Annotated in this window: 13 protein-coding genes; 9 read left to right on the top strand and 4 right to left on the bottom strand. The window is 68.2% G+C overall.

Features of this window, described 5'->3' with window-relative positions; translation table 11 throughout:
- Genes paaI through paaK form a run of 3 tightly spaced genes read left to right on the top strand, consistent with a single transcriptional unit; the run spans window position 1 to window position 2,931 of the window.
- Complete coding sequence (gene paaI, locus ACFCV3_RS26140) at window positions 1-426, top strand: hydroxyphenylacetyl-CoA thioesterase PaaI (protein WP_376034046.1); 426 nt, start codon at window positions 1-3, stop codon at window positions 424-426.
- Window positions 423-1,625 (top strand): 3-oxoadipyl-CoA thiolase, encoded by a 1,203-nt coding sequence (pcaF, locus tag ACFCV3_RS26135; protein ID WP_376034044.1) that lies wholly within the window; start codon window positions 423-425, stop codon window positions 1,623-1,625. The genes paaI and pcaF overlap by 4 nt, the downstream gene beginning before the upstream one ends.
- A gap of 10 nt (window positions 1,626-1,635) precedes the next feature.
- Window positions 1,636-2,931 carry a phenylacetate--CoA ligase PaaK gene (paaK, locus tag ACFCV3_RS26130; RefSeq protein WP_376034042.1) on the top strand — a complete coding sequence of 432 codons (1,296 nt, stop codon included), beginning with the start codon at window positions 1,636-1,638 and terminating at the stop codon, window positions 2,929-2,931.
- Window positions 2,932-2,969: 38 nt separating this feature from the next.
- On the opposite strand, the gene ACFCV3_RS26125 is transcribed toward paaK, so the two are convergent.
- A complete protein-coding gene (locus ACFCV3_RS26125) occupies window positions 2,970-9,251 on the bottom strand; it encodes an RHS repeat domain-containing protein (protein ID WP_376034040.1) in 6,282 nt (2,093 codons plus the stop codon).
- A gap of 183 nt (window positions 9,252-9,434) precedes the next feature.
- On the opposite strand from ACFCV3_RS26125, the gene ACFCV3_RS26120 reads away from it, so the two are divergent.
- The gene (locus ACFCV3_RS26120; protein ID WP_376034038.1) at window positions 9,435-13,370 is read left to right on the top strand and encodes an RICIN domain-containing protein; all 3,936 of its coding nucleotides are present in this window, start codon (window positions 9,435-9,437) and stop codon (window positions 13,368-13,370) included.
- On the opposite strand, the gene ACFCV3_RS26115 is transcribed toward ACFCV3_RS26120, so the two are convergent.
- Entirely contained in the window at window positions 13,371-13,820 is a 450-nt protein-coding gene (locus ACFCV3_RS26115) for an Lrp/AsnC family transcriptional regulator (RefSeq protein WP_376034036.1), read from the bottom strand.
- A gap of 78 nt (window positions 13,821-13,898) precedes the next feature.
- Between ACFCV3_RS26115 and ACFCV3_RS26110 the strand changes: the two genes are divergently transcribed.
- Window positions 13,899-14,309: a DUF2000 domain-containing protein gene (locus ACFCV3_RS26110; RefSeq protein ID WP_376034034.1), complete on the top strand. Its 411-nt coding sequence runs from the start codon at window positions 13,899-13,901 to the stop codon at window positions 14,307-14,309.
- On the opposite strand, the gene ACFCV3_RS26105 is transcribed toward ACFCV3_RS26110, so the two are convergent.
- Entirely contained in the window at window positions 14,306-14,992 is a 687-nt protein-coding gene (locus tag ACFCV3_RS26105; protein ID WP_376034032.1) for a DUF433 domain-containing protein, read from the bottom strand. The two genes, ACFCV3_RS26110 and ACFCV3_RS26105, sit on opposite strands and share 4 nt — an antisense overlap.
- Before the next feature lie 196 nt (window positions 14,993-15,188).
- Between ACFCV3_RS26105 and ACFCV3_RS26100 the strand changes: the two genes are divergently transcribed.
- The 3 genes from ACFCV3_RS26100 (at window position 15,189) to ACFCV3_RS26090 (ending at window position 16,939) form a co-directional block, all read left to right on the top strand.
- A complete protein-coding gene (locus ACFCV3_RS26100) occupies window positions 15,189-15,719 on the top strand; it encodes a DinB family protein (protein ID WP_376034030.1) in 531 nt (176 codons plus the stop codon).
- Complete coding sequence (locus ACFCV3_RS26095; RefSeq protein WP_376034028.1) at window positions 15,716-16,228, top strand: DinB family protein; 513 nt, start codon at window positions 15,716-15,718, stop codon at window positions 16,226-16,228. The genes ACFCV3_RS26100 and ACFCV3_RS26095 overlap by 4 nt, the downstream gene beginning before the upstream one ends.
- A gap of 84 nt (window positions 16,229-16,312) precedes the next feature.
- Entirely contained in the window at window positions 16,313-16,939 is a 627-nt protein-coding gene (locus ACFCV3_RS26090; RefSeq protein ID WP_132411555.1) for a TetR/AcrR family transcriptional regulator, read from the top strand.
- On the opposite strand, the gene ACFCV3_RS26085 is transcribed toward ACFCV3_RS26090, so the two are convergent.
- The gene (locus ACFCV3_RS26085) at window positions 16,926-20,171 is read right to left on the bottom strand and encodes a BTAD domain-containing putative transcriptional regulator (protein WP_376034026.1); all 3,246 of its coding nucleotides are present in this window, start codon (window positions 20,169-20,171) and stop codon (window positions 16,926-16,928) included. The two genes, ACFCV3_RS26090 and ACFCV3_RS26085, sit on opposite strands and share 14 nt — an antisense overlap.
- Before the next feature lie 73 nt (window positions 20,172-20,244).
- Here ACFCV3_RS26085 and ACFCV3_RS26080 point away from each other — a divergent pair, with 73 nt between their 5' ends.
- Window positions 20,245-21,594 carry a serine hydrolase domain-containing protein gene (locus ACFCV3_RS26080; protein WP_376034024.1) on the top strand — a complete coding sequence of 450 codons (1,350 nt, stop codon included), beginning with the start codon at window positions 20,245-20,247 and terminating at the stop codon, window positions 21,592-21,594.
- The last annotated feature ends 70 nt before the right edge of the window (window positions 21,595-21,664 follow it).

The following is a 21,664-nucleotide window of genomic DNA, read 5'->3' as shown; positions in this document are numbered from 1 at the left end:
ATGGCTGACGACTTGGCGAACCGCGTCGCCGCGGCGATGTGGGCGGAGGACTCCGCCAGCGCCGGTCTGGGCATGCGGCTGGTCGCTGTCGGGGACGGTACGGCGTCGGTTGAGATGCCGGTGCGCGACGACATGGTGAACGGGCACGGGATCGCGCACGGCGGGTTCCTGTTCAGCCTGGCCGACTCTGCGTTCTCGTACGCCTGCAACTCCCGGAACCAGGTCACCGTCGCCCAGGCTTGCGACATCGTCTTCGTCGCCCCCGCCCGCCGCGGCGACCTACTCGTCGCCGAGGCCGCTGAGCGCACCACCTTCGGCCGGAACGCGATCTACGACGTGACAGTTCGTCGCGGCGACGAGGTGATCGCCGAATTCCGCGGCCGCAGCCGCCAACTGTCGGGAACAATCCTGGAGGAGCAGTCATGACGCGCGAGGCGTTCTTGGTCGACGGAGTCCGGACGCCGATCGGCCGGTACGGCGGCGCGCTGGCCGGCGTTCGCCCGGATGATCTGGCCGCGCATGCGATCTCGTCATTGCTGGCGCGGCACTCCTTCGAGCCGGGACTGATCGACGATGTCGTTCTCGGGTGCGCGAACCAGGCCGGTGAGGACAACCGTGATGTGGCCCGGATGGCCGTGCTGCTGGCCGGTCTGCCGGTGGAGGTTCCCGGTACGACGATCAACCGGCTCTGCGGGTCCGGTCTGGACGCACTGGCGTACGCCGCTCGCTCGATCATTGCCGGGGACAACGACGTACTGATCGCCGGCGGGGTCGAGTCGATGTCGCGGGCACCTTTTGTGATGCCCAAGGCAACGACTGCGTTCTCCCGGCAGGCAGAGGTGTTCGACACCACGATCGGCTGGCGTTTCGTGAACCCCCTGCTGCAAGCGCAGTACGGGATCGACTCGATGCCGGAGACCGCGGAGAACGTTGCCGCTGACTACAACATCTCCCGCGAGGACCAGGACCTGTTCGCGCTGCGCAGTCAGCAGCGCGCGGCCAAGGCCCAGGCGAACGGCCGGCTGGCCGAGGAGATCGCGCCGGTCGAGGTTCCCGGCAAGCGCGGCGCGGTGACCGTCGTCGACACCGACGAGCACCCGCGCGAGACCACCCTCGAAGCCCTGGCCGGACTCAGGACGCCGTTCCGTGATGGCGGCACCGTCACCGCGGGCAACGCGTCCGGCGTGAACGACGGCGCCGCCGCCCTGCTCGTGATGAGCGGCGCGATGGTCGAGCGGCTGGGCATCACGCCATTGGCCCGGATCGTCGGGACCGCGACGGCCGGCGTGCCGCCCCGGATCATGGGGATCGGGCCCGCGCCCGCCACCCGCAAGCTGCTCGACCGGACCGGTGTCGCGCTGTCCGATATCGGCGCGATCGAACTGAACGAAGCCTTCGCCTCGCAGTCCTTGGCTGTCCTGCGCGAGCTCGGCCTCCCCGACGACGCCGAGCACGTCAATCCGAACGGCGGCGCCATCGCCCTGGGTCACCCCCTCGGGATGTCCGGCGCCCGCCTCGCCCTCACCGCTGCCCTGGAGCTTCGCCACCGCGACGCCGGGTATGCGCTCGCCACCATGTGTATCGGCGTCGGGCAAGGCATCGCGACTCTGCTCGCCCGTCCTTAGGAGTTACTGAATGCTCGGTGATGCGTGTCCCGGGGAACTGCTGGACGCCGACGAGCGGCTGTCCGTGGACGCATTGCGATCGCGGCAGTTGTCGTTGCTACAGGCAACTGTGCGGCGGTGTTACGAGAACGTGCCGCACTATCGCAAGGCGTTGGACGAGGTCGCGTTCGCGCCTGGTGATCTGCGGGAGCTGTCCGATCTGAGCCGACTGCCGTTCACCGGCAAGAAGGATCTGCGGGACAACTATCCGTTCGGAATGTTCGCCGTACCGCAGTCCGAGGTCGCGCGGGTGCACGCCTCATCGGGGACGACCGGACGCCCGACGGTGGTCGGCTACACCAAGCAGGACATCGACACCTGGGCCGACCTGATGGCCCGGTCGATCCGCGCAGCCGGCGGCCGGGCCGGCGATATCTGTCACGTCGCCTACGGCTACGGCCTGTTCACGGGAGGCCTCGGTGCGCACTACGGCGCCGAGCGGCTCGGCTGCACCGTCGTACCGGTCTCGGGTGGGATGACCGAGCGGCAGGTCGACCTGATCCGCGACTTCGGGGCCCGGATCATCATGGTCACCCCGTCGTACTTCCTCGCCATCATCGACGAGATGGAACAGCGTGGGATGGATCCGCGCGACACGTCGTTGCGGATCGGCATCTTCGGCGCGGAGCCGTGGACCGAGCAGATGCGCACCGAAGTCGAGCAACGCACCGGCATGCACGCGGTCGACATCTACGGCCTGTCCGAGGTGATGGGCCCGGGCGTCGCGCAGGAGTGCGTCGAGTCCAAGGACGGGCTGCACATCTGGGAGGACCACTTCTACCCCGAGATCATCGACCCGGTCACCGGCGAGGTCCTGCCCGACGGCTCCGAGGGCGAGCTGGTCTTCACCACCCTGACCAAACAAGCCTTCCCGGTGATCCGCTACCGCACCCGCGACCTCACCCGCCTCCTTCCCGGTACGGCGCGGCCGGGCATGCGCCGGATGGAGAAGATCACCGGCCGCACCGACGACATGATGATCGTCCGCGGCGTGAACGTCTTCCCCACCCAGATCGAGGAACAGATCCTCCTGGTCGAAGGCCTCACCCCGCACTACCTCTGCGTCCTCACCCGCCCCGGCCGCATGGACGAGCTCACCGTCCAGGTCGAGGCCGTTCCCGATCTCACCGACCGGACCACGGCGGCCGCCGTACTGTCCCGCCGGATCAAGGACCGCGTCGGCGTTACCGCCACCGTCGAGGTTCTCGATCCGCATGCACTGGAACGCTCACTGGGCAAGGCCAAACGCATCAAAGACAACCGCTGACCGCCGGGGCCACCAACTGGCGACCCCGGCGGAGAGGTTCAGCAGAATACTCCCGGTGCGATCCTCCGTGACTGACAACCGGCCGCCGGGTCGGTCATGATCTGAAAACGGTCAAATTCAGGTATGTAGATCTTTCCGCGCCAACTTGCGATGGCTCCGCCTACGACGTTGCCGACGACGTACTGCGTCGGGGTGAAGAACCAGGCCGCCGCCTTCCCCCAGTTGAATCCCGAGGGCTCCATGGAGTCGTTGTAGGCAACGCCTCCGAGAAGGGTGCCGCCGATGCCGATAGCGACCCCCGCCCCTCCCCCGACGAGAAAGCCGATGGTTCCGTAGAGCGCACCGAAAGCGCCCATCGCCGCTATCTTCTCCAGAGGATCCTCGCTACCGGTGTCCGGGACGATGTTGATACCCGCGGGTGCGCCACCTGCCCCGCCACCGCCTCCCTGTTTTCCGGCACCGCGGAGCTGACCTGCCCAGGCGACCGTGGTCACTGCCTGCCGGGTGGATTCAACGGCCGCGGTCAGAATGTCGGCGGACTTCTTCAGCATGGCGTCGAGGTCTTTGGCCTCGGCGTCGTTCACCCAGCGTTTCAGCTTCTTCGTGACCCGTACCTGTTCCTTGACCAGTTGGTGGATCGTTCGGGTGATCTTGATGATCTCCTTGGTGTACCAGACCGCAAAGCTCAGCAACGCGTTGGCCATCGAGTGCCAGCCCGCCGCCCGGAAGGCCAGGTAGAGCGCGATGGCCAGTACCACCATCTTCTGGTGCCTGACCTGCTTCACCCGCTCCTCGGTGATCCGCTTGGTGATGGTCCGGACCTGCTCGCGCAGCGTCGTGACCGTGTCCGTGACGTAGCGCTGCCCGTCGGGGTCGCTGAAGGTCAGCGGGCTGTTGTTCGCGTACGCGTACGCGTTCATCTGCTGGGGGTCCTCGAAGTCCAGCTTCGGATCCACCGAGATGAATCTGCCGGTGCTCGGGTCGTAGTCCCGGGCGCCGAGCCGGACCAGCCCGGTCTGGTCGTCCTGGGTCCCACCGACGAATCCACGCTGGCCGGGCCAGGCTGTCGGAGCCGTGCCACGGACCTCGCCGTACGGCGTTGTCCGGCGCCGCTGGACCGCCGAGGTCGCCGCATCGACGGTGACCGTCGTCGTACCGTGATGGTCACTGCTGACCCAGTTGACCTTGTTGCCGGTGCGGACCGCGACCTGGTGCGCGCCGAGGGAGTAATAGCGCGTGCCGACCTTCGTCCCGTCCGGCTTCAACTGCAGCTCGGTGTCGCCCAGGAACAGCGTCGTACCGGAGGCGTCCTTGCGCAGGAGCCGAGTGCCGCTGGCGTCGTACACGTACTTGCTGGTCTTGCCGTTGCCCGTCAGCTCGGCGAGCTGGCCGTCGTCGCCCCAGGTCAGCGTGTCGGTCACGCCACCCTTCGTCCGGGTCTTGAGGTTGCCCGCGTCGTCATAGGCGTACTGGTCCACCCGGGTGCCGCCGGTTCCGATCGTGGTGACCTTCTGTACGGCGTGCGGCCGGGCCTGACCGGCGGCCGGGTACTCGTAGGTGGCATTCGTCTGACCGGCAGGAGTCGTGTGCTGCTCGGTCTTACGGTTGCCGATGGCATCGAATGTCCAGCTGTACCAGTACGGCGCCGGGCCGCCGAGCGTGCGCTGCGTCGGGTTCGCCGCGCAGTCACCACTCGATGGCGTCCAGGCCGCCGTGAGCCGCCGGTAGTGGTCGTAGCCGAAGCACTGGGTATCGGCCGCCGCACCGGTGGTGGGGGTGTCGGTGGCCTTCAGCACGTTGCCGGCGGCGTCGTACTGGTAGGCGACGTCGGACTCGTACCCGTTACCGGTCAGCAGACCGGATCGCGACAGCCGGTGCGAACCTTCCTCGTACTCGAAGAGTCGCTCGGCCCAGCTGGTCGAGTTCTCCAGATGGATCCGGCTGGTCTCGCCGTACGCCGTGTAGTCGGTCTCGGTCACGTACGGCGACGCGCCGGTCAACGTGATCGGGCGACCACGCTTGTCGTAGCCGACAGAGACTGTCTCCTTGGGCAGTCCGCCGACCTCCGGCATCGTCGAGGTCGCGATATTGCCGTCAGCGGTGTACGTCGTCGAGACCGCGTAAACGCCCTTGAGCGCACCCTCGGAGTCCGGGAGGACGACCTCCTGACCGGTGGCCCGGCCGGCGTCGTCGTAACCGGTGTACCGCGTCGTGTAGGCGTTGCCACCGATGTAGCGGGTCGCACTCGACAACGCTCCGGTCTTGACCGTGTCATATTTCATCTCGGCCAGGAGCGTCGTGCCCTGCTTCACGGTGGTCTGCCGGCCAAGGGCGTCGTACTCGTAGGTCAGCGTGTTCTTCCGGGCATCGGTCTTCGACACCAACTGGTCGAGGTCGTTGTAGGTGTAGGTGCTCAGCCCTCGGTCCGGGTCGCGGTCCTCGATCTTGCGGCCGCGGAGGTCGTACTTGTACGACCAGACGTTGCCGAGCGGATCGGTCACCGACTCGAGCTGGCCGGCCGTCGTATAGGTGTAGCTGGTCTTGTCGGGCTCGCCGGTCGCCTTGTTGCCGTGGTACGCATGCAGCTCGACGAGGCGCCCCTGCAGGTCGGTGATCCGGGTGGTCGCCTGCTCACCGGACGGCGGCTCGATCGTCGAGACGCCGGTGCCGTTCGCGTGCGACCGGGACCACTGCTGGACGCCCATCGACTTGAACGACTCCAGCGTCGGCCGGCCGAGCGCGTCGTACGACGTGAATTTCTGCGCCGGGACCTGTTTCTCGTCGGTCGGCCGGACGATCTCGAAGCCGAGCGGTGCGTCGTTGGCGTACGGACCGTTCTGCTTCACCACCTGGCCGCGACTGTCGGTCAGGTAGTCGGTCACGAGCCGGCCGACGCCGTCCGCGGCCTCCTCCTGGGTCTGCCGACGGCGGCCCATGCCGTCACTGAACTCCCGGGTGACCTCGGTCTGGCCGTCGGGACGCAACGAAGTGATCGTCGTCAGCCCAGGCTTGCCCTGTTCGTTGCGGTACTCGTTCTTGACGTTCGGCACCGTGCCCCGGTTACCCGGCTGCCAGGTCTCCAGCACCCGGCCGAGTGCGTCGCGTTTGGTCGTCGTGGTCCGGTTGGCCACATCGGTGATGGCGACCTCCTCGCCCCAGGCCGGGTCGATCGCGCTGCTCGCGGTCTGACCGTTCGGCTGGGTGGTCTTGGTCCCCGTGAGCGGACCACCGGTTGCCGGGGTGTAGTCGAGCGTGGTCGTTCGGGCAGCAGCGTTGGTGGTGTGCCGGACCCGGCCGAAGGTGTCGTAATCCATCGTGCTGACGGTTTGGTAGATCGCCGCGCCGGCCGAGGTGAAACCGGACAGGCGCTTCACCGCCACCTTGTCGCCGTTGGCCGGGTCGTACTCGGTGACCTGATCCGAGACGACGTCGTCCTTGGTCCATGGCTTGTCGCAGGCCACGTCGACGGTCTGCGTCCGGCTCGGCAAGTCGGCCAGTCCGGTGGCGGCGTTGCCGAAGTACTCGTACCGCGTACAGATGTCGTCGTTCGGGTTGGCGAGATCGCGCAGATCGGTCTTCGCGGTCAACCGGCCGGTGGCCTCGTCGAAGGTGTTCGACGCCTCACTGCGCTTCCAGCCGGTGCCGACCGCGTGGTCCTGCCGGATCCCCCGCTCGGCCGTCTTGTAGGCCTTGGTCGTTCCCCAGTCCCGGACCCGCGTCGCTGTGGGATCCTTCGACACCCACTGGTCCGTGATCGACCGCTCGACGAGCACGGTGCCCGAGTACGTCGCCTGTTCGCGCAACCTACCCGTCAACGCGTTCAGGTCCTCGGACGTGGCGCCCGTGGTGTCGGTGACATCGACGTCCTTCACCGTGCCGTCGGCGCGGACGTCACCGTCCATGCCACGGTAGTAGGTGTTGAGCTTCACCGTGGCGGGGCCGTCCACGCCGTCGCCGGTGGTGACCTTCACCTTGTCGTACCCGCGCCACTGCGACCACGTCTTGCGGTCGACCTCGACCAGGCCGTCCTCCTCGTCACGTCGCCAAGCCGGCGCTCCGGGATACTCGATCCGCGTCACCTGGTCCGGCGTACCGCCGACCTGGTCGGACTCCTTGACCTCGTCGACGACGTACTTGGCGAACCAGTCCTCGCGTTCTGCCTCGTCCTTCGGCGTCCACTTGATCGGATAGCAGCGCTTGCGGTTGTCGTCCCGCACGGGCAGATCGGTCGGGTTGACGCAGTCGGGCGTCTTGTAGTTCACCGAGATCTGGCTACCGGTACCGGTCGTGATCGTCTTCACCCGCGGCCACTTCAGGACCGGTTGCCCGATGGAGTCCGGGCCGACCAGCCGGTTCGGCAGCATCTGGGCGGCGAAGGTCGTCTTGGGCAGCGCCGCGTTCCCGCCGACCAGGCCGGTGCTGCTGATGCCGTCGAGCCAGAGCATGCTCGAACGACCGCCGTCCTGCGGGTCGAGGAAGGACTGCTGCATCGTCCACGAGGCGACCGGCGCGTAGGCCGACCCCCGCCAGACCTCGGTGACCACGCGGTTGAGGCGCTTCTTGGTCCAGAACGTCGGCGAGGTCTTCGTGCCGCAGTCCGTCCCGCTGGTGCATTCCTGGTCGAGCGGGGTGTCGACGAAGTCGGCGGGCGCACAGGTGCTGGACTTGATGCATCGGTCGGCAGTCTCGAAGCGAACCCGCGCGACCTGGGCCGTGGTGACGGTCAGCTTGCCCTGCTGCTGGCCGTACTCGATCCGGTTGAGATTGCCGGCCCGGACGTACTCCTCGACCAGCGTGCCCTTACCGGCCCGGCCGTACTTGTTGGTCTCGATGTCGTAGTAGAAGCTCATCGTGTTGCCGTGCGAATCGACCACGTAGTCGAGGTTCCATCGGTAGGCCTGCTGGCAGAACGAGTCGGCGAACGCCGCCTTGTTGCAGGGCTCGGCCGCGTTGTTGCCGGCCACCGGAACGGTCCAGGTCGAGTTGGTCGCATTCGTTGTCCCCGGCAACTTGTTCAGGCCGAAGTAGTACTGGACGCCGCCCTTGTCGGTGATCCGCCAGTACTCGCCCTTCTCACCTGCTCCGGACTCCGGACCCTGGTCGCCGTTGTCGGCGTTGTCGAGCCGCTCGATCTTCAGGCCGTCGTCGTTGCGCGAGTGCCAGCCATTGGGTCCGTCGTCGAGAACCAGTTCACCGCCGGCACCGTTCAGGCTGAAGGTTGCGTTGTCGGTGGCCCAGCAGTAGTCGCCGGTCGCGGTCTTGCCGTTGTTCCCCTTCTGCTCCGTCTTCGAGGCGCAGGACGCGTACCGGCGCTCGATCGATCCGCCCGGAGCGAACTCGAACCCAGCACCCACCCAGGAGCCCTGGCTGTTGGCCGCCGTCGTCCGGCCGTCGACACCACCGGAGCTGTACCCGAGCTTCAGGTCCGGCTTCGGTCCACCCAAGCCGGGTGGTACCTGCATCGGATACGACCAGTTGAAGTCACCCGACGAGCCGCCGACCTGCCAGGTGGCGGTCGCGTTCAGCGAGGTGGCAGAACCGTCACCGGCCGGGCCGGCCGCTGCCGCGGTCAACGCGAACGTCGACGGCGTCGCCGCGGCTGGTACGTCGGCTGCGATCTCGCCGGTGCCGTTGTTGCGGCTCGGCAGTCGCACCGGCGTGCAGGCCGCCGCATTGGGCGTGGTCGACGCGCAGTCCGGCACCCGCATCAACTGCAACCGGGTCGCCCAGTCGCCGCCGTAGGCCTGCTTGAAGCCGCTGTAGTCCAGTCGCAGCGCGACCTGCCCGGCCTTGGCCACGCCGTCGGTCCGGCGGAGGGTGAACTTGAGGTCGCTGCCGGTCCTGGCGAGCATCTCAACGGCAACCTTGGCCGGTGTCGCTGCAGCGGCCGCACGGTCGGCCGCAGTCGCGCGGCCCGCCGTGACGGAGCGGTTGGCCGCGGTGGCCGGACCGATCTGGATCGGCAGCGCGCCGGCCTGAGTCGCCGGGCCGGTCCCGACCGCCGAGCGACCGGCGAGCACGTTGTCCCAGCCGACCGGTTGGGCCTGGGGCTTCGGTACGGCGACCTCGGCTCGGCCAGGGGCCGGCCAGCGCGGCGCCGGGACGGACGTCACGGCGAGCTTGTCGTCGTTGTCGGGCAGTCCCGCCCGGACCGGCAGGGTCTCGGTGGCGACTCTTGCCACCTTCCGCGGCTTCCCTTTCTCGACCTTGTTCTTGACCGGGATCTGCGCGGCCGGCGCAACCCCCGGGGTCGTCACAACCAGGCTGATTGCGACGGCGGCGGCAACGGAGGCCGTCCACAGTCGTCTGCGCACACGCATGAGTTCTCCCCAGATGGGCGGGCATGGAGGAGGTCTAGTCCACTGTCGTTCGGGCCGGATCGGCAATCGATTCCATGCCCCTTTAATGGTCTAGCCCACTCGGTCCGAAACCCTTCGCCCAGCGGATTTCGCGTGAAATCGTGACGGCCGTCTGTTGACGCCTCGCGACAGGGGGAACCTGCTGTGCCCACGTTCCGGATCACCCGATTGGCGGCGGTCTTCGCCCTCGCCCTGCCCTTACTGACGACTGCCGCCCAGTCCGCGGCGGGCCCGACCACACCCGCCGTACCGACGCCGGCGGAGCCTGACTCCGCGGTCGCGCAGGCTCGCCGTACCGGGACTCGGGTCGAACTACCCGAGCTGCGGTCGACCACGCGCGAGGTCTACGTGAATCCCAACGGCACGCACACGATGGTTCAGCACGCCGCACCGATCCGCACCGGTGCGCGCAACGGCTGGAAGCCGCTCGACCTCACGTTGCGGTTCGGCGCGGACGGCAAGGTGCGACCGGCCGTGAGCGACTCCGGGGTGGAGCTGTCCGGTGGTGGCCCGGGGTCGGACCTGGTCGGGCTCGGTGGTCGGCTGCGGCTCGGCTGGCCGGGATCGCTTCCGAAACCCGTCCTGCGCGGGGATTCAGCGACGTACGGCGAGGTCCTGCCGGGCGTCGACCTGCGGATCCAGGCTCGGTCGACCGGTTTCGCGAAGGCGCTGATCGTGAAGACCCGGGCTGCGGCGAGCAACCCGGCGTTGCGCGAGCTGCGGTTCCAGCTGAGCGGTACCGGTCTCACCTTCAGCCACAAGCCGGACGGTACGACGCTCGCCACGGATCGCCGGGGCCGGATCGTATACACCTCCGGTCAGCCACTGATGTGGGACTCTGCGGCCGAACCCAGGACGGTCGGCGTACCTTCGTCGCTGGCGAACGGCGTCCTGACGATCCGGCCGGACCAGGCGATGCTGTCCGCGCCCACGACCCGCTACCCGGTCACGATCGACCCGTCCTGGGACGATCGCGCCGACGACCTGTGGACCCACATCAACGCCGAACATCCCGAGACAAGCTACTGGTCGGAGGACCGCGCGAACGGCGCGAAGGTCGGGCAGGCCTGGGGTGCTGACCGGGACACCTATCGCTCGCTGTTCAACCTCGACACCACGCGCATCGCCGGGGCCCGCGTCACGGCCGCCAAGTTCACCGTCAAGCTCAACCACTCACCGGACGGCTCGAATCGGCCGGTCGATCTCTATCAGACCACACCGATCAGCCGGGCCCACCCGGTCCGGTGGGACAACACCACCTTCTTGGGTCCCTCCTTGGCAACGGCCTGGGGCCACGCCAAGTCCACCGAACCGGATATGACCATGGGCTGGGAGTCCCCCGCGCTGACCGCGCTGATGCAGGGCATCGCCGACCGCCGGGAAGGATCGGTCTCCCTCGGGCTGAAAGCACCCGACGAGACCGAGGAGTACCAGTGGAAGCGGTTCTACGGGGAGACCGCGACGATCGTCGTCGACTACAACAACGCACCGCGGATGCCGCTGAAGGTCAACTTCGACTACCCGAAACCCTGCGGTACGGCGGCGGCACCGACGGCGATCAACAATCCGGGCCCGGCCTTCTCCGGGGTGGCCGGCGACCCGGACGGTGACAGCCTGGTCAACCGGCTCGAGATCCACCGCGCCTCCGACGACAGCACGGTCTACTTCCAGAACTCCGGGATCACCGGCAACGGCGCTGCGTTCACCTGGTCCCCGATCCCCGCGGGCACGCTGGCCGACAACACGACGTACTACTACACGGCGATGAGCGACGACCGGGTCCCGGGCGATCAGCTCGAACACGGCCCGGCCAGTCCGCGGTGCTACTTCACGATCGACAGCAAGGCGCCGGGCATCGCCGTACTGGAGTCCACCGACTTCCCGAACGGCAAGCCGGGGAAGCCCGCCCGCGAGGTCGGCACGATCACGCTCAGCCCGGCGAGCGGGGACTCCGATGTCGCCGAGTACCTGTACGGCTTCAGCGCGGACCGCGTGCTGCTAACGGTGAAGGCCCGGCCGAACGGTACCGCCGTACTGCCGGTCAGTGTTCCGTCGTCGAGCCGCCGGCTCTGGGTCCGCGCGGTGGATCGGGCCGGTAACCCGGGACCGCTGACGCCACAGGCCTGGACTTTGCTCGCGCAGACCAACCCCGCCACGAAGCCGGTGCGCGGTGATGTCAACGGCGACGGAGCGGCCGATGTCGTGATGGTCGTCGACCAGGGCCACGGCCGTACCGGGATCTGGAACGTCGACAGCATGGGCGGCACCTTCGCCACCGGCACGCTGTCCTGGGACAGCGGGACCAACGGCGGATTCGCGTTGTCCCGGAGCCGTCCGGTCCAGGGGGACTTCGACAAGGACGGCCGGACCGACGTGGCGTTCTTCCGGGACGAACCCGGCCGCCGAGCGGCGCTCTACACACTCCCGTCGGACGGGAACCGCTACGACCCGCCGTCGACCCCGGTCTGGAAGGCACCGCAGGCGGACTGGACGATCGCGACCGCGCACGTCAGCTCGGGAGATGTCACCGGTGACGAGGCCGACGACATCGTCGTACAGCTGAACACCGGCAACGGCACCTGGCGCGTCGTGGTCTATCCCGGCGGGAACCTGTCTGCACCTGTTCAATGGCTACAGACGACCGCGTCCGGAGGTGACTGGACCGCGACCCAGCCGGTCGTGGCCGACGTGGACGGCGACAAGGTGGACGACCTGGTGGTCTTCCGGAAGGTGGGTGCCTGCCGAACCGTGGTGGACGTCTACCGCTCCACGAAGACCGGCTTCGCCGCCCCGACGACGGCGTACGACGGTGACTACTGCGTCGACAAGGGCCACCTGGCCGTTGGTGACGTGGATGCCGACGGCAAGGACGATGTCGTGTCCGTGTACGACTCCGGTACGGCGACCACGCTGAAGGTGTTCCGCTCGACCGGTACGGCGTACACGGCGTCGGACTGGTGGACCGGTAGCGGATGGGATCCGCTGCGGACCGCCATCCAGATCGGCGACTTCGACAAGGACCAGAAGGCCGATGCGGCACTGATCACCTCGCTCGACGGTGGTGGCCGTGAGGTCTCGCGGTTGCGGTCGACCGGGACGGCCTTCGCAGCGCCCGTCAGGGACTGGAAGGAGACTGCGGTCGGAGCCGGTACCGGACCGAAGTTCGACCTCGAACCGCGCACCTATGAGCTGGTGTCGCGGAACAGCGGAAAGTGCATGGAGGTCGCTGGTGCGAGCCAGACCGACCCAGCAGTGGTCCAGCAGTGGGACTGCTTCAACGGACTGCACCAGCGCTTCCGGGTAGTGCCGGTAGCGGGCACTGACCAGTACGAACTGCAGATGGTTCATGTGAACGGCGCATCGCTCGACGGGAAGGCCCGGTGCGCGGACGTCGGCGACCAGAGCGTCGCGGACGGCGCCCCGCTCGTGCAGTGGAAATGTGTCGGCACCGGTAACCAGCAGGTGCTGCTGGACTACGTCGAGGGCAGCAGCTACGACACCGTGTTCAAGGTCCGGTTCGCACACAGCGACAAGTGCGCCGCCGTCGAGAACGCCGGGACCGGGAACGGCGCCAAGATCATCCAGAAGACGTGTGCCGCCGTACCGGAGCAGCAGTGGTTCCTTCGGGCCGCACTGAACGCGACCCAGCTCGACGGGCGCTACAAGATCCGGGCGCTGCGCGACTCGAAGAACGACTACGTGCTCGATATCGCGTACTGCGATCCGGCCCAGGGCGTGCGGACCTGGGACTGGATGGCAGACAGCCCATGCCAGCGGTGGCAGGTCAAGCCACTGGGCGATGACGTCTACCAGCTCATCGACCCATCGAGCGGTACTGCGTTGCAGGTCGACAGTTGCTCACGGGCACCGGCCGACAAACTGGTCGCCGTACCCGTCGACTCGTCGGAGTGTCAGCGGTGGCGGCTCGAGCCGGCTGCCGACGGCAGCTGGACGATCCAGCAGGCCGACACCGGCTTCACGGTCGACGTCCCCAAGTGCGATCCGGCCAAGGTCGACCACCTGATCGTCTGGCACTACTGGAACGGAAGTTGTCAGCGCTGGGGGCTGACCAAGATGTAGTCACAGCGGGAGGACCGTGGTTCGGTGGTGGTGCTCGAAGACCACCGAACTACGGATGTCCGCGATCTCCTGCCGTTTGGCGAGGTCGAGGACCAGGTCGCGCAGTGCCTGGGCGTCCTTGACGGCGACGTGCGCGAGGAAGTCGGAGGCACCGGAGACCATGAACATGTCGAGGGTCTGCGGGAGCTGCATCACGTAGTCCTGGAAGGCGGTGGCGACGGCCATCGCCTGCGGGCGCAGTTTGATCGAGATGATCGCCTGCATGGCGCGGTCGATCGCCTTCAGGTCGACGGCGGCGTGGTAGCCGCTGATCACGCCGCGGTCGCGGAGGGTGCGGATCCGTTCCAGACAGGTGGACGGGGCGACGCCGAGTTCGGCGGCCATGTCGCGGTTGGTGCGGCGGGCATCGTTCTGCAGGATCCGCAGCAACGCCGTATCAAGTTCGTCCATGCGCATGATTTTCGCAGATCTGCCGAACGATGTTCGGCCGTCCTGATAAACCCTCGTACGTCGAGATAGGTTCCCGGCGTGCTGACGAACAAGATTGTGGTCGTGATTGCGGCCGACGCCCCGATCGGGGTCGCCTTGAACACCGCCGCTCTGCTCGGCGTCTCCCTCGGCCACCGGCATGGCGAAACGGTCGGCGCCGACACCGTGGATGCCGGCGGAAACGCGCACATCGGAATGTCGGCGTACCCGATCCCGGTGCTGAAGGCGACGCCTGAGCGGCTGCACGAGCTGCGGGCTCAGGCGGCAGCCCGCGATGACGTGGTGGTGCACGACATGAACCAGATCGCGCAGCAGGCGAGGACGTACCAGCAGTTCAGCGACACCTTGGCCGGAACCAAGCCGGAGGATGTCGAGTACCTCGGGCTCGCGATCCACGGTCCGCGGCAGGCCGTCGACTCCTTGACCGGAGCACTCGCCCTGTACCGCTAGATCAGTGGGTCCTGGGGCCCGGCCGAGGGAGATCTGCGGAAGGCCGGCGGGCGGATGTGCGGGCGGACGAGGGCCTCCACCTCGAAGTCCTCGAGGTCGAACTTGGTAGCGATCTCCCGGTACGACGCGCCCGTGCGAATGCGGTCGAGGACGTCCTCGACGCGGAGGCCGGAGCCGGCGATGACGGGCTGGCCGCGCGACTGCGACGGATCCACGATGACGTCGATGTCGTGGTAGATCACGAGGCGCAGGGTGGCGGCGTACCCGTCCTCGGACCAGCCGATTGCGGCCGAGCCTCGACGCAGGACACCGGGGAGACCGCCTTGGCTGTCACGGATGCGTTCCCAACCGGCTTCGCGCCCTTCGGCGGCGATCTCGATCAGCAGGTCGCGACCGTCGTGCGCAAGCCCGGACCAGGCCAGCGGATACTGCCGGCCGGCTCGCGACCGCAGCGCCACGGCAGCCTCGCCGATCGCCTGCAGGGACAACCCGGTACGCCGAAGCTGCCGCAGCATGTGGGTCTCGACCAGCCCGGCGAAGGTGATCGTCGGCTCCCCACGCCCGCCCGAACCAGCCGCCAACGCGCCGGACCGCAGCCAGTCGCCGAGCGTCGTCGCCGGCAGTCCCAGATGCAGCGCCACCTCGGCACGCGTGTACAGCGGCCGGTCGAACCGTGGATCCACGTCGAACCCCTTCACGCGGGCGGGCGCTGACAGTCCACAGACTGCCAGAAATGTGTTTGCCAGCGTGGGACGACCATGGCTACGGTGCAGCTCTACGCGGAAGGAGGTGAGTGCGATGTCGTACCGAACCGTCGCGCTGCCCGTCCGCCGTACCCGCGGCTGAGGTCGGGTGGCTCCCAGCAACAGGAGCTTTCGCATGACCGAAGTACCGCGTCCACCACTGACCGCACCTGAGCGCGAGCAGTTGATCGGATGGCTCGATCTCCAGCGTTCCTTCGTCCGGATGAAGTGCACCGGACTGTCCGAAGAAGATGCCCACCGCAACGTCGTCCCGACGTCGCCACTGATGACACCGGCCGGCCTCGTCGCCCACCTGCGCTGGAACGAGTACGCCTGGTTCCAGCTCTCCGTGCTCGGTGTCCCCGACACCGGCCAGACCCCGTGGACCGAGGGCGGTCACCCCGATGCCGAGATGCTGGTCGACGACGTACCGATCGCCCAGCTCCTCGACGAGTACGACGCGGAGTGTGCGCGCTCCAACGAAGCGATCGCCAACCTCCCCCTCGATGCGCTCGAACAGGGCACCGGGAACGGCGACCCCGCCTCGTTGCGGTACGTGCTCTGCCACCTGATCGAGGAGACCGCCCGGCACGTCGGGCATCTCGACATCATTCGTGAACTGATCGACGGCCGTACCGGCTACACCAAACTTGAGGAGACTGCATGAGACCACCCCTGACCGGTGACGAGCGCACTCAGCTCGTCGGCTGGCTCGACCATCTGCGCTCGCTGGTGCGGGTGAAGTGCGAAGGGCTGAGCGAAGCCGATGCGCATCGCGTGGTGCTGCCCACCTCGCCACTCACCAATGTCGCCGGTCTGGTCGCGCACCTGCGCTGGGTGGAGTACTCGTGGTTCCAGCAGAATCTCGGTGGGGTTCCCGACACCGGGCAGACCCCGTGGACGCCGGATGGCCACCCCGATGCCGAGATGCTGGTGGACGACGTACCGCTGGCTCAGTTGCTCGACGAGTACGAGGCGGAGAACGCGCGGTCCAATGCGGTCGTCGCCGCAATGGACCTCGGTGATCTCGAGCGCGCGGTCGTGCGGGACAGCGGTCAGGCTTCGGTCCGGTACGTGCTCTGCCACCTCATCGAGGAGACCGCGCGGCACCTCGGGCACCTCGACATCGTGCGGGAACTGCTCGACGGCGGGACCGGCTACGAGTCGATGAACTGACGTCGGACCCCGTGCCGGTTCCTGTCCCGCCGAAGGGTGGATAGGATGTCCGGGATCTGGCACGGGGTAGCGACAAGAGGTGTGATGAGGGAACCCTCCGTACGCCGTTATTCCGGGCGATCGGTCGAGGAGTGGAAGGCAGCGCGCCGGGAGCGATTACTGGCCGCCGCGGTGGAGTTGTTCGGGACCGAAGGGTATCCGGCGACATCGGTGGAACGCCTGTGCACACAGGCGAAAGTGTCCACGCGGCACTTCTACCACGAGTTCCAGAACAAGGAAGCCGTGCTGCTCGCGGTGCACGCGCAGGTGATCGAGCTGACCGTGCGGAACACCGGCGACGCGATCCGGCGGACCGACGGCCGGCCGGTCAAGGAACGGATCACCGCAGCGGTCGACAGCTATCTGAAAACCATCATGGCGGATCTGCGCCGGGCCCGGATCTCGTTCGTCGAAGTGGTCGGCACCAGCCCGGCTGTCGAGGAGCAGCGGATCGCGTTCCGGGATCTGCTGATCGCGGGTGTGCGTGACCTCGGCGAGAGCGCGGCGGCCAAGGGTGAGATCGAGCGCCGGGACTTCCGGTTCGTCGGTCTGAGTTTCTTCGGGGCGGTGAACGCGGTCATCTACGACTGGATGCTCGCCGACCCGCGGCCGCCGGAGCAGAAGGTGCAGAAATCCCTGCAGGAGCTGGCGGTTCAGCTCATGACGAGCTGAACCGTTTGCGCAGTTCGGCGAGGGCGTCATCGCGCTTCATCGCCGCACCAGCGCCGTACGCCGTCTCGAACGCGACGTCACCGAGCACCTCACGCAGCTGCTCGATGACGGCGCGGACGTCGCCGTCCGGCACGGTGCGCATCCCGCGCAGCGCTGCCGCAAGACCGAGCGTGCGCGCGCCGAGCTCGGCGTCACCGGACGCGAGTTCGACCTCGGCCGTGGTGTCGACGATCATCGCGATGACCGGCATATCCGCACTGCTCAGGCCGATCACCACCGCCTTGCGGTTCAATGCCCGGGCCGATTCGAGGTCACCGCGCCGCACGTCGACCCGGCCGGCCTGCGCCATCAGCAGCGCCGTACCGTGCGGGGCCAGCTGCTCGTAGTTCTCGCTGAGCATCGACCGGGCGCGCTCGATCAGCTCCTTCGCCTCGTCGAGCCGGCCGGCCCGCAGCTCGATCCGGGAGAAGCCGAACAGCGACATCGCCTCACCCTCGCGCGAGCCGTTCTCCTGGGCGATCCGGAGTGCCTGCTGCTGCACTGCCCGGGCGCCTTCGGGGTCACCGAGCTCGAGCCGGCTGGTCGCGGCCGAACCGAGCAGCTGCCCGATCCCCTCGGTGGCGCCAAGCTCTTCGAACAGACTCATCGACTCCTCGAGCGAGGCCAACGCACCCTCGTGATCACCACGAGCGGATTGCAGACTGGCCAAGCCGCGCAACGCCATCGACGTACCCCAGCGGTCACCGAGCTCGCGGAACCCCTCGAGTGCGACGCCCAGGTCCGCGTCCATCTGGACGGGTTCGCCTTCGTTGTCGCGGAACATCGCGAGCAGCAGCGCGGCCATGTGCCGGGTCCACGGATCCGTATGGTCACGCGCCGCTTCGAGCTCGAGGAACGCCGCCCTGGTGTCCCGCCGGAGCGCTGCCCACATCGCGTTGGTGAACCGGCCGACAGCCGAGTCGGTGACGGACGCGTGCTGCCGCGACAGCAGCCGGACCTCGGCCAGGCAGCGCAGCGCCTTGGGGATCATCGCCGCCGAGTCCTCCTCGGCGGACATGGTGCCGAAGGCAAGCATCATCAGCGTCATCGCGCGCTCGACCGGCACACTCGGCCCCGGTACGGCGAGCGCTGCGCGCATCCAGCCGACGGCCTCGGCCGGGCGGCCGCTCATGGTCCAGAGCTCGGCGAGCACGGACACCATCTGCACCGCGGCCCGGGCCGAACCGGAGTCGATCGCAGTGCGGAGTGCGTCGGTCAGGTTGTCGTGGTCCGCCTTCAGCCGGGCGATCCACTCGACCTGCGAACGGGTCCGCAGGTTCGGCCAGGCCTTCCGCAGCAACCGCTGGAAGTATTCGGTGTGCGCCTGCCGGAACCGATCCCGCTCACCAGCGGCCGCGAGCTGCTCGGCGCCGTACGCACGAACTGTCTCGAGCATCCGGTACCGCACCGATCGCTCGCCGGCGACCGCCTCGACAAGCGATTTGTCGACAAGCGAAGCCAGTACGCCGAGCACCGCCTCCGAAGGCAGATCGTCGTCACTGCAGACCTGCTCGGCGGCCTCCAGCGAAGCCCCACCGGAGAACAGTGAGAGTCGGCGAGCCACTGCCTGCTCATCGGCATCGAGGAGATCCCAGCTCCACTCGACGACCGCGCGCAATGTCTGGTGCCGGGGCAACGCCGTCCGTGAACCGCTGGTCAGCAAGCGGAATCGATCCGCGAGCCGATCCACGATCAGCTCCGGGGTGAGCGCACGCAGCCGGGCCGCGGCGAGCTCGATCGCCAGCGGCATACCGTCGAGCCGTCGGCAGATCTCGGCGACGGCGGGGCGATTTCCGTCAGTCAGCGCGAAGTCCGGCCGGACAGCGCGAGCCCGGTCGACGAAGAGCTGCATGGCCGGGTACTCGTCGGTCGATGCGTCCTCGGGTGGCAGTCCCAGCGGACCAACCTGATGGAGGTGCTCGCCGAGGATGCTGAGCGGTTCGCGACTCGTGGTCAGCACCCGCAGCCGCGGGCAGGCCGCGAGCAGCGAGTCGACCAGCCCGGCGACCTCCAGGACCAGGTGCTCGCAGTTGTCGAGGACGAGCAGGATCCGGCGGTCCGCGATCACCTCGACCAGGCGATCGGTCGCAGCGCGGCTCGCCCGCAGGTGCTTGGGTACGAGACTCGACGGCGGCGTCAGATCGACGTACTCGCTCGCTCCCAGCGCCGACAGTACGGCGGGGGCCACGTCGGCTGCGTCGCCCAGCGGCGCGAGCTCGACGAACCAGATGCCGTCGCCACTCTGCTCCACCAGGGTCCGGCCGGTCTCGGTCGCCAACCGCGTCTTCCCGGCACCGCCGGGGCCGACCATGGTGACGAGTCGGGTGCCGTTGCTCAGCAGCCGGCTGAGCTCGGCGACGTCCTCGCGGCGCCCGACGAAGCTGGTCAGCGGGGCGCGCAGATTGCTCCGTGGCGCGGTCGGCATCGGCGCAGGAGTCGAGACCGCGACCGGATCGACCACATCACCGCGCAGAACCGCGACATGCACATCCCGCAACCGTGCTCCCGGATCCGCACCGAGCTCCTCGGCGAGCGTCGTACGGACTCGCTCGTAGGCCGAGAGTGCCTCGGCTTGGCGGCCATCGGCGTACAGGGCGCGGATCAGCAACTCGTGGACGCGTTCGCGGAGGGGGTGCGTGGCGGCGAGGTGCTCGAGCTCGGTGATCAGGTCGCGGGCCCGGCCGCAGCTGACCGCGGCCTCGGCCAGGTCCTCGGCCGCACCGAGCCGGAGCTCGGTCAGACGGTCCGCCTCGATCGCTGCGAACGGGAGGTCGCGCAGATCGGCGAGGGCCTCACCCCGCCAGAGCTTCTCGGCCTGGGTGAGCAGTGTGTGGGCCTGCTCCGGATCAGACCCGAGCAGCGCGCGGCCGCGGCGTACCAGGTCTTCGAACTGCTGAGCGTCGACACAGTCCGCACCGATGGTCAGCGTGTAGCCGGCTGGGCCGGACTGGATCGAGATGCTCGACTCGGTCGCCGGAAGGCTCGAACGCAACCGGGACACCAGCGACTGCAGCGCGTTGGCACTGGGCGCCGCCGTACCCCACAGGCCGTCGACCAGCGTCTCGACACTGACCGGCTTCCCCGCACTCAGCGCGAGCCGCGCGAGCAGTCCGCGCAGGCGAACACCGCGGACGTCGAGCGGAGTCCCGTCGGCCGCCCACATCGCGAGAGGACCGAGCACCGCTATGCGCACGCAACCAGCCTCGCACACCGCAGTGCCCCGGGCCTCTGCCTTTTGTCATCTCGCTCGCTTATTGTCGACTGTCGTGACCGAACTCGCCGCACCGACGCAAACCGCCCTGACCCGACTTGTCGCCGACCGCCAGTCCACCGGCCGCGTTCCCGGAGTGGTGGGCGCTGTCGCCCGCGCCGGGTCGCTGGTCTGGTCGCACGGCGCGGGCTCCGCCGATCTGGACACCCCGGGAGTGCCGCCGACGGCGGACTCGCAGTTCCTGATCGCCTCCCAGAGCAAGACGCTGACGGCGGTCGCCGTCCTGGCGCTGCGCGACGAGGGCAAGCTCAGCCTGGACGACCCGCTTGAAACACACGTGCCGGAGAGCAAGCACGGTGGCGTCACCCTGCGGCAGATGCTCAGCCACGCGAGCGGCATGCAGCGCGAGCCGGTCGGCGACGTCTGGGACCTGATGAAGTTCCCCGACCGTGAAGAACTGGTCGCGGGCTGGAACGACGCCGACCGCATCGGCAGACCGCACCACCGGTTCCACTACTCGAACCTGGTCTACTCACTGCTCGGCGAGGTCGTCGCCCGCCTCGACGGCAAGTCCTGGTACGACGCGATCAAGGCTCGGATCCTCGATCCGCTGGAGATGCGCCGGACGACGGTCGGGATGGACGGCGGGCCGGCCGCGACCGGCTACTACGTGCCGCCGTTCTCCGACGTACCGGTCCGTGAACCGCTGCTGGACATCAAGGCGATGGCAGCCTGCGGCGGTCTCGCCAGTACGGCGGAAGACCTGGCGAAGTGGGCGATGTTCATCGCGAACCCGGTGTCCGAGGTGCTGTCCAAGGACACCCTGGACGAGATGTGCCAGGTCCAGATCATGGCCGACACCGCCCGCTGGCAACTCGCCTTCGGTCTCGGCTTCATGCTCTTCCGCCGCGGCGACAACCTCTTCGTCGGCCACGACGGCGGCATGCCCGGCCACATCACCTCGACCTTCGTGCACCGCGAGTCCGGTACCGCCGGCATCTGCCTGCAGTCCGCCACCTCGGCCCCGGCCCCCGCGCTCCTGGCCACCGACCTGATCACCAAGGTCCTCGAGCTCGACCCACTCCCCGCCGACCCCTGGCTCCCCGGCACCTCGGTCCCCGCCGAACTGACCGGCGTACTGGGCACCTGGTGGACCGAAGGCTCCCCCTTCAACTTCACCGTCAAGTCCGGCGTCCTGCAGGCCAAGTCCCCCGCCGCCGCCGACTGGCAGGCCCCCGCCGTCTTCGACCGCATCGCCGAAGACACCTACCGCACCATCTCCGGCCGCGAAACCGGCGAACTCCTCACCATCACCCGAGACCACACCGGCACCCCCGTGAAGTTGCACTGGGCAACCTACCTCTGCACCCGCGAACCCCTCGCCTTCGCCGACATCCCCCACTGACCACAAGAACTGATATCCGTCCGCGTCGCCCCTTCTCCCCTCGTAGACAAACCGAGAACGAACAACAGAA

Origin of the sequence: Kribbella sp. NPDC056345, assembly GCF_042262745.1 — a bacterium.
Classification (GTDB): Bacteria; Actinomycetota; Actinomycetes; order Propionibacteriales; family Kribbellaceae; genus Kribbella.
Note: the sequence above shows the minus strand (reverse complement) of the source record. Positions and strands in the feature narration are given on the sequence as shown.

Bases quoted from the DNA above. Each gene is read 5' to 3' on its own strand.
- paaK (WP_376034042.1), top strand. From the start codon at position 1,636: ATGCTCGGTGATGCGTGTCCCGGGGAACTGCTGGACGCCGACGAGCGG.
- ACFCV3_RS26100 (WP_376034030.1), top strand. From the start codon at position 15,189: ATGACCGAAGTACCGCGTCCACCACTGACCGCACCTGAGCGCGAGCAG.
- ACFCV3_RS26095 (WP_376034028.1), top strand. From the start codon at position 15,716: ATGAGACCACCCCTGACCGGTGACGAGCGCACTCAGCTCGTCGGCTGG.
- ACFCV3_RS26115 (WP_376034036.1), bottom strand. From the start codon at position 13,820: ATGGACGAACTTGATACGGCGTTGCTGCGGATCCTGCAGAACGATGCC.
- ACFCV3_RS26090 (WP_132411555.1), top strand. From the start codon at position 16,313: ATGAGGGAACCCTCCGTACGCCGTTATTCCGGGCGATCGGTCGAGGAG.
- ACFCV3_RS26125 (WP_376034040.1), bottom strand. From the start codon at position 9,251: ATGCGTGTGCGCAGACGACTGTGGACGGCCTCCGTTGCCGCCGCCGTC.
- paaI (WP_376034046.1), top strand. From the start codon at position 1: ATGGCTGACGACTTGGCGAACCGCGTCGCCGCGGCGATGTGGGCGGAG.
- pcaF (WP_376034044.1), top strand. From the start codon at position 423: ATGACGCGCGAGGCGTTCTTGGTCGACGGAGTCCGGACGCCGATCGGC.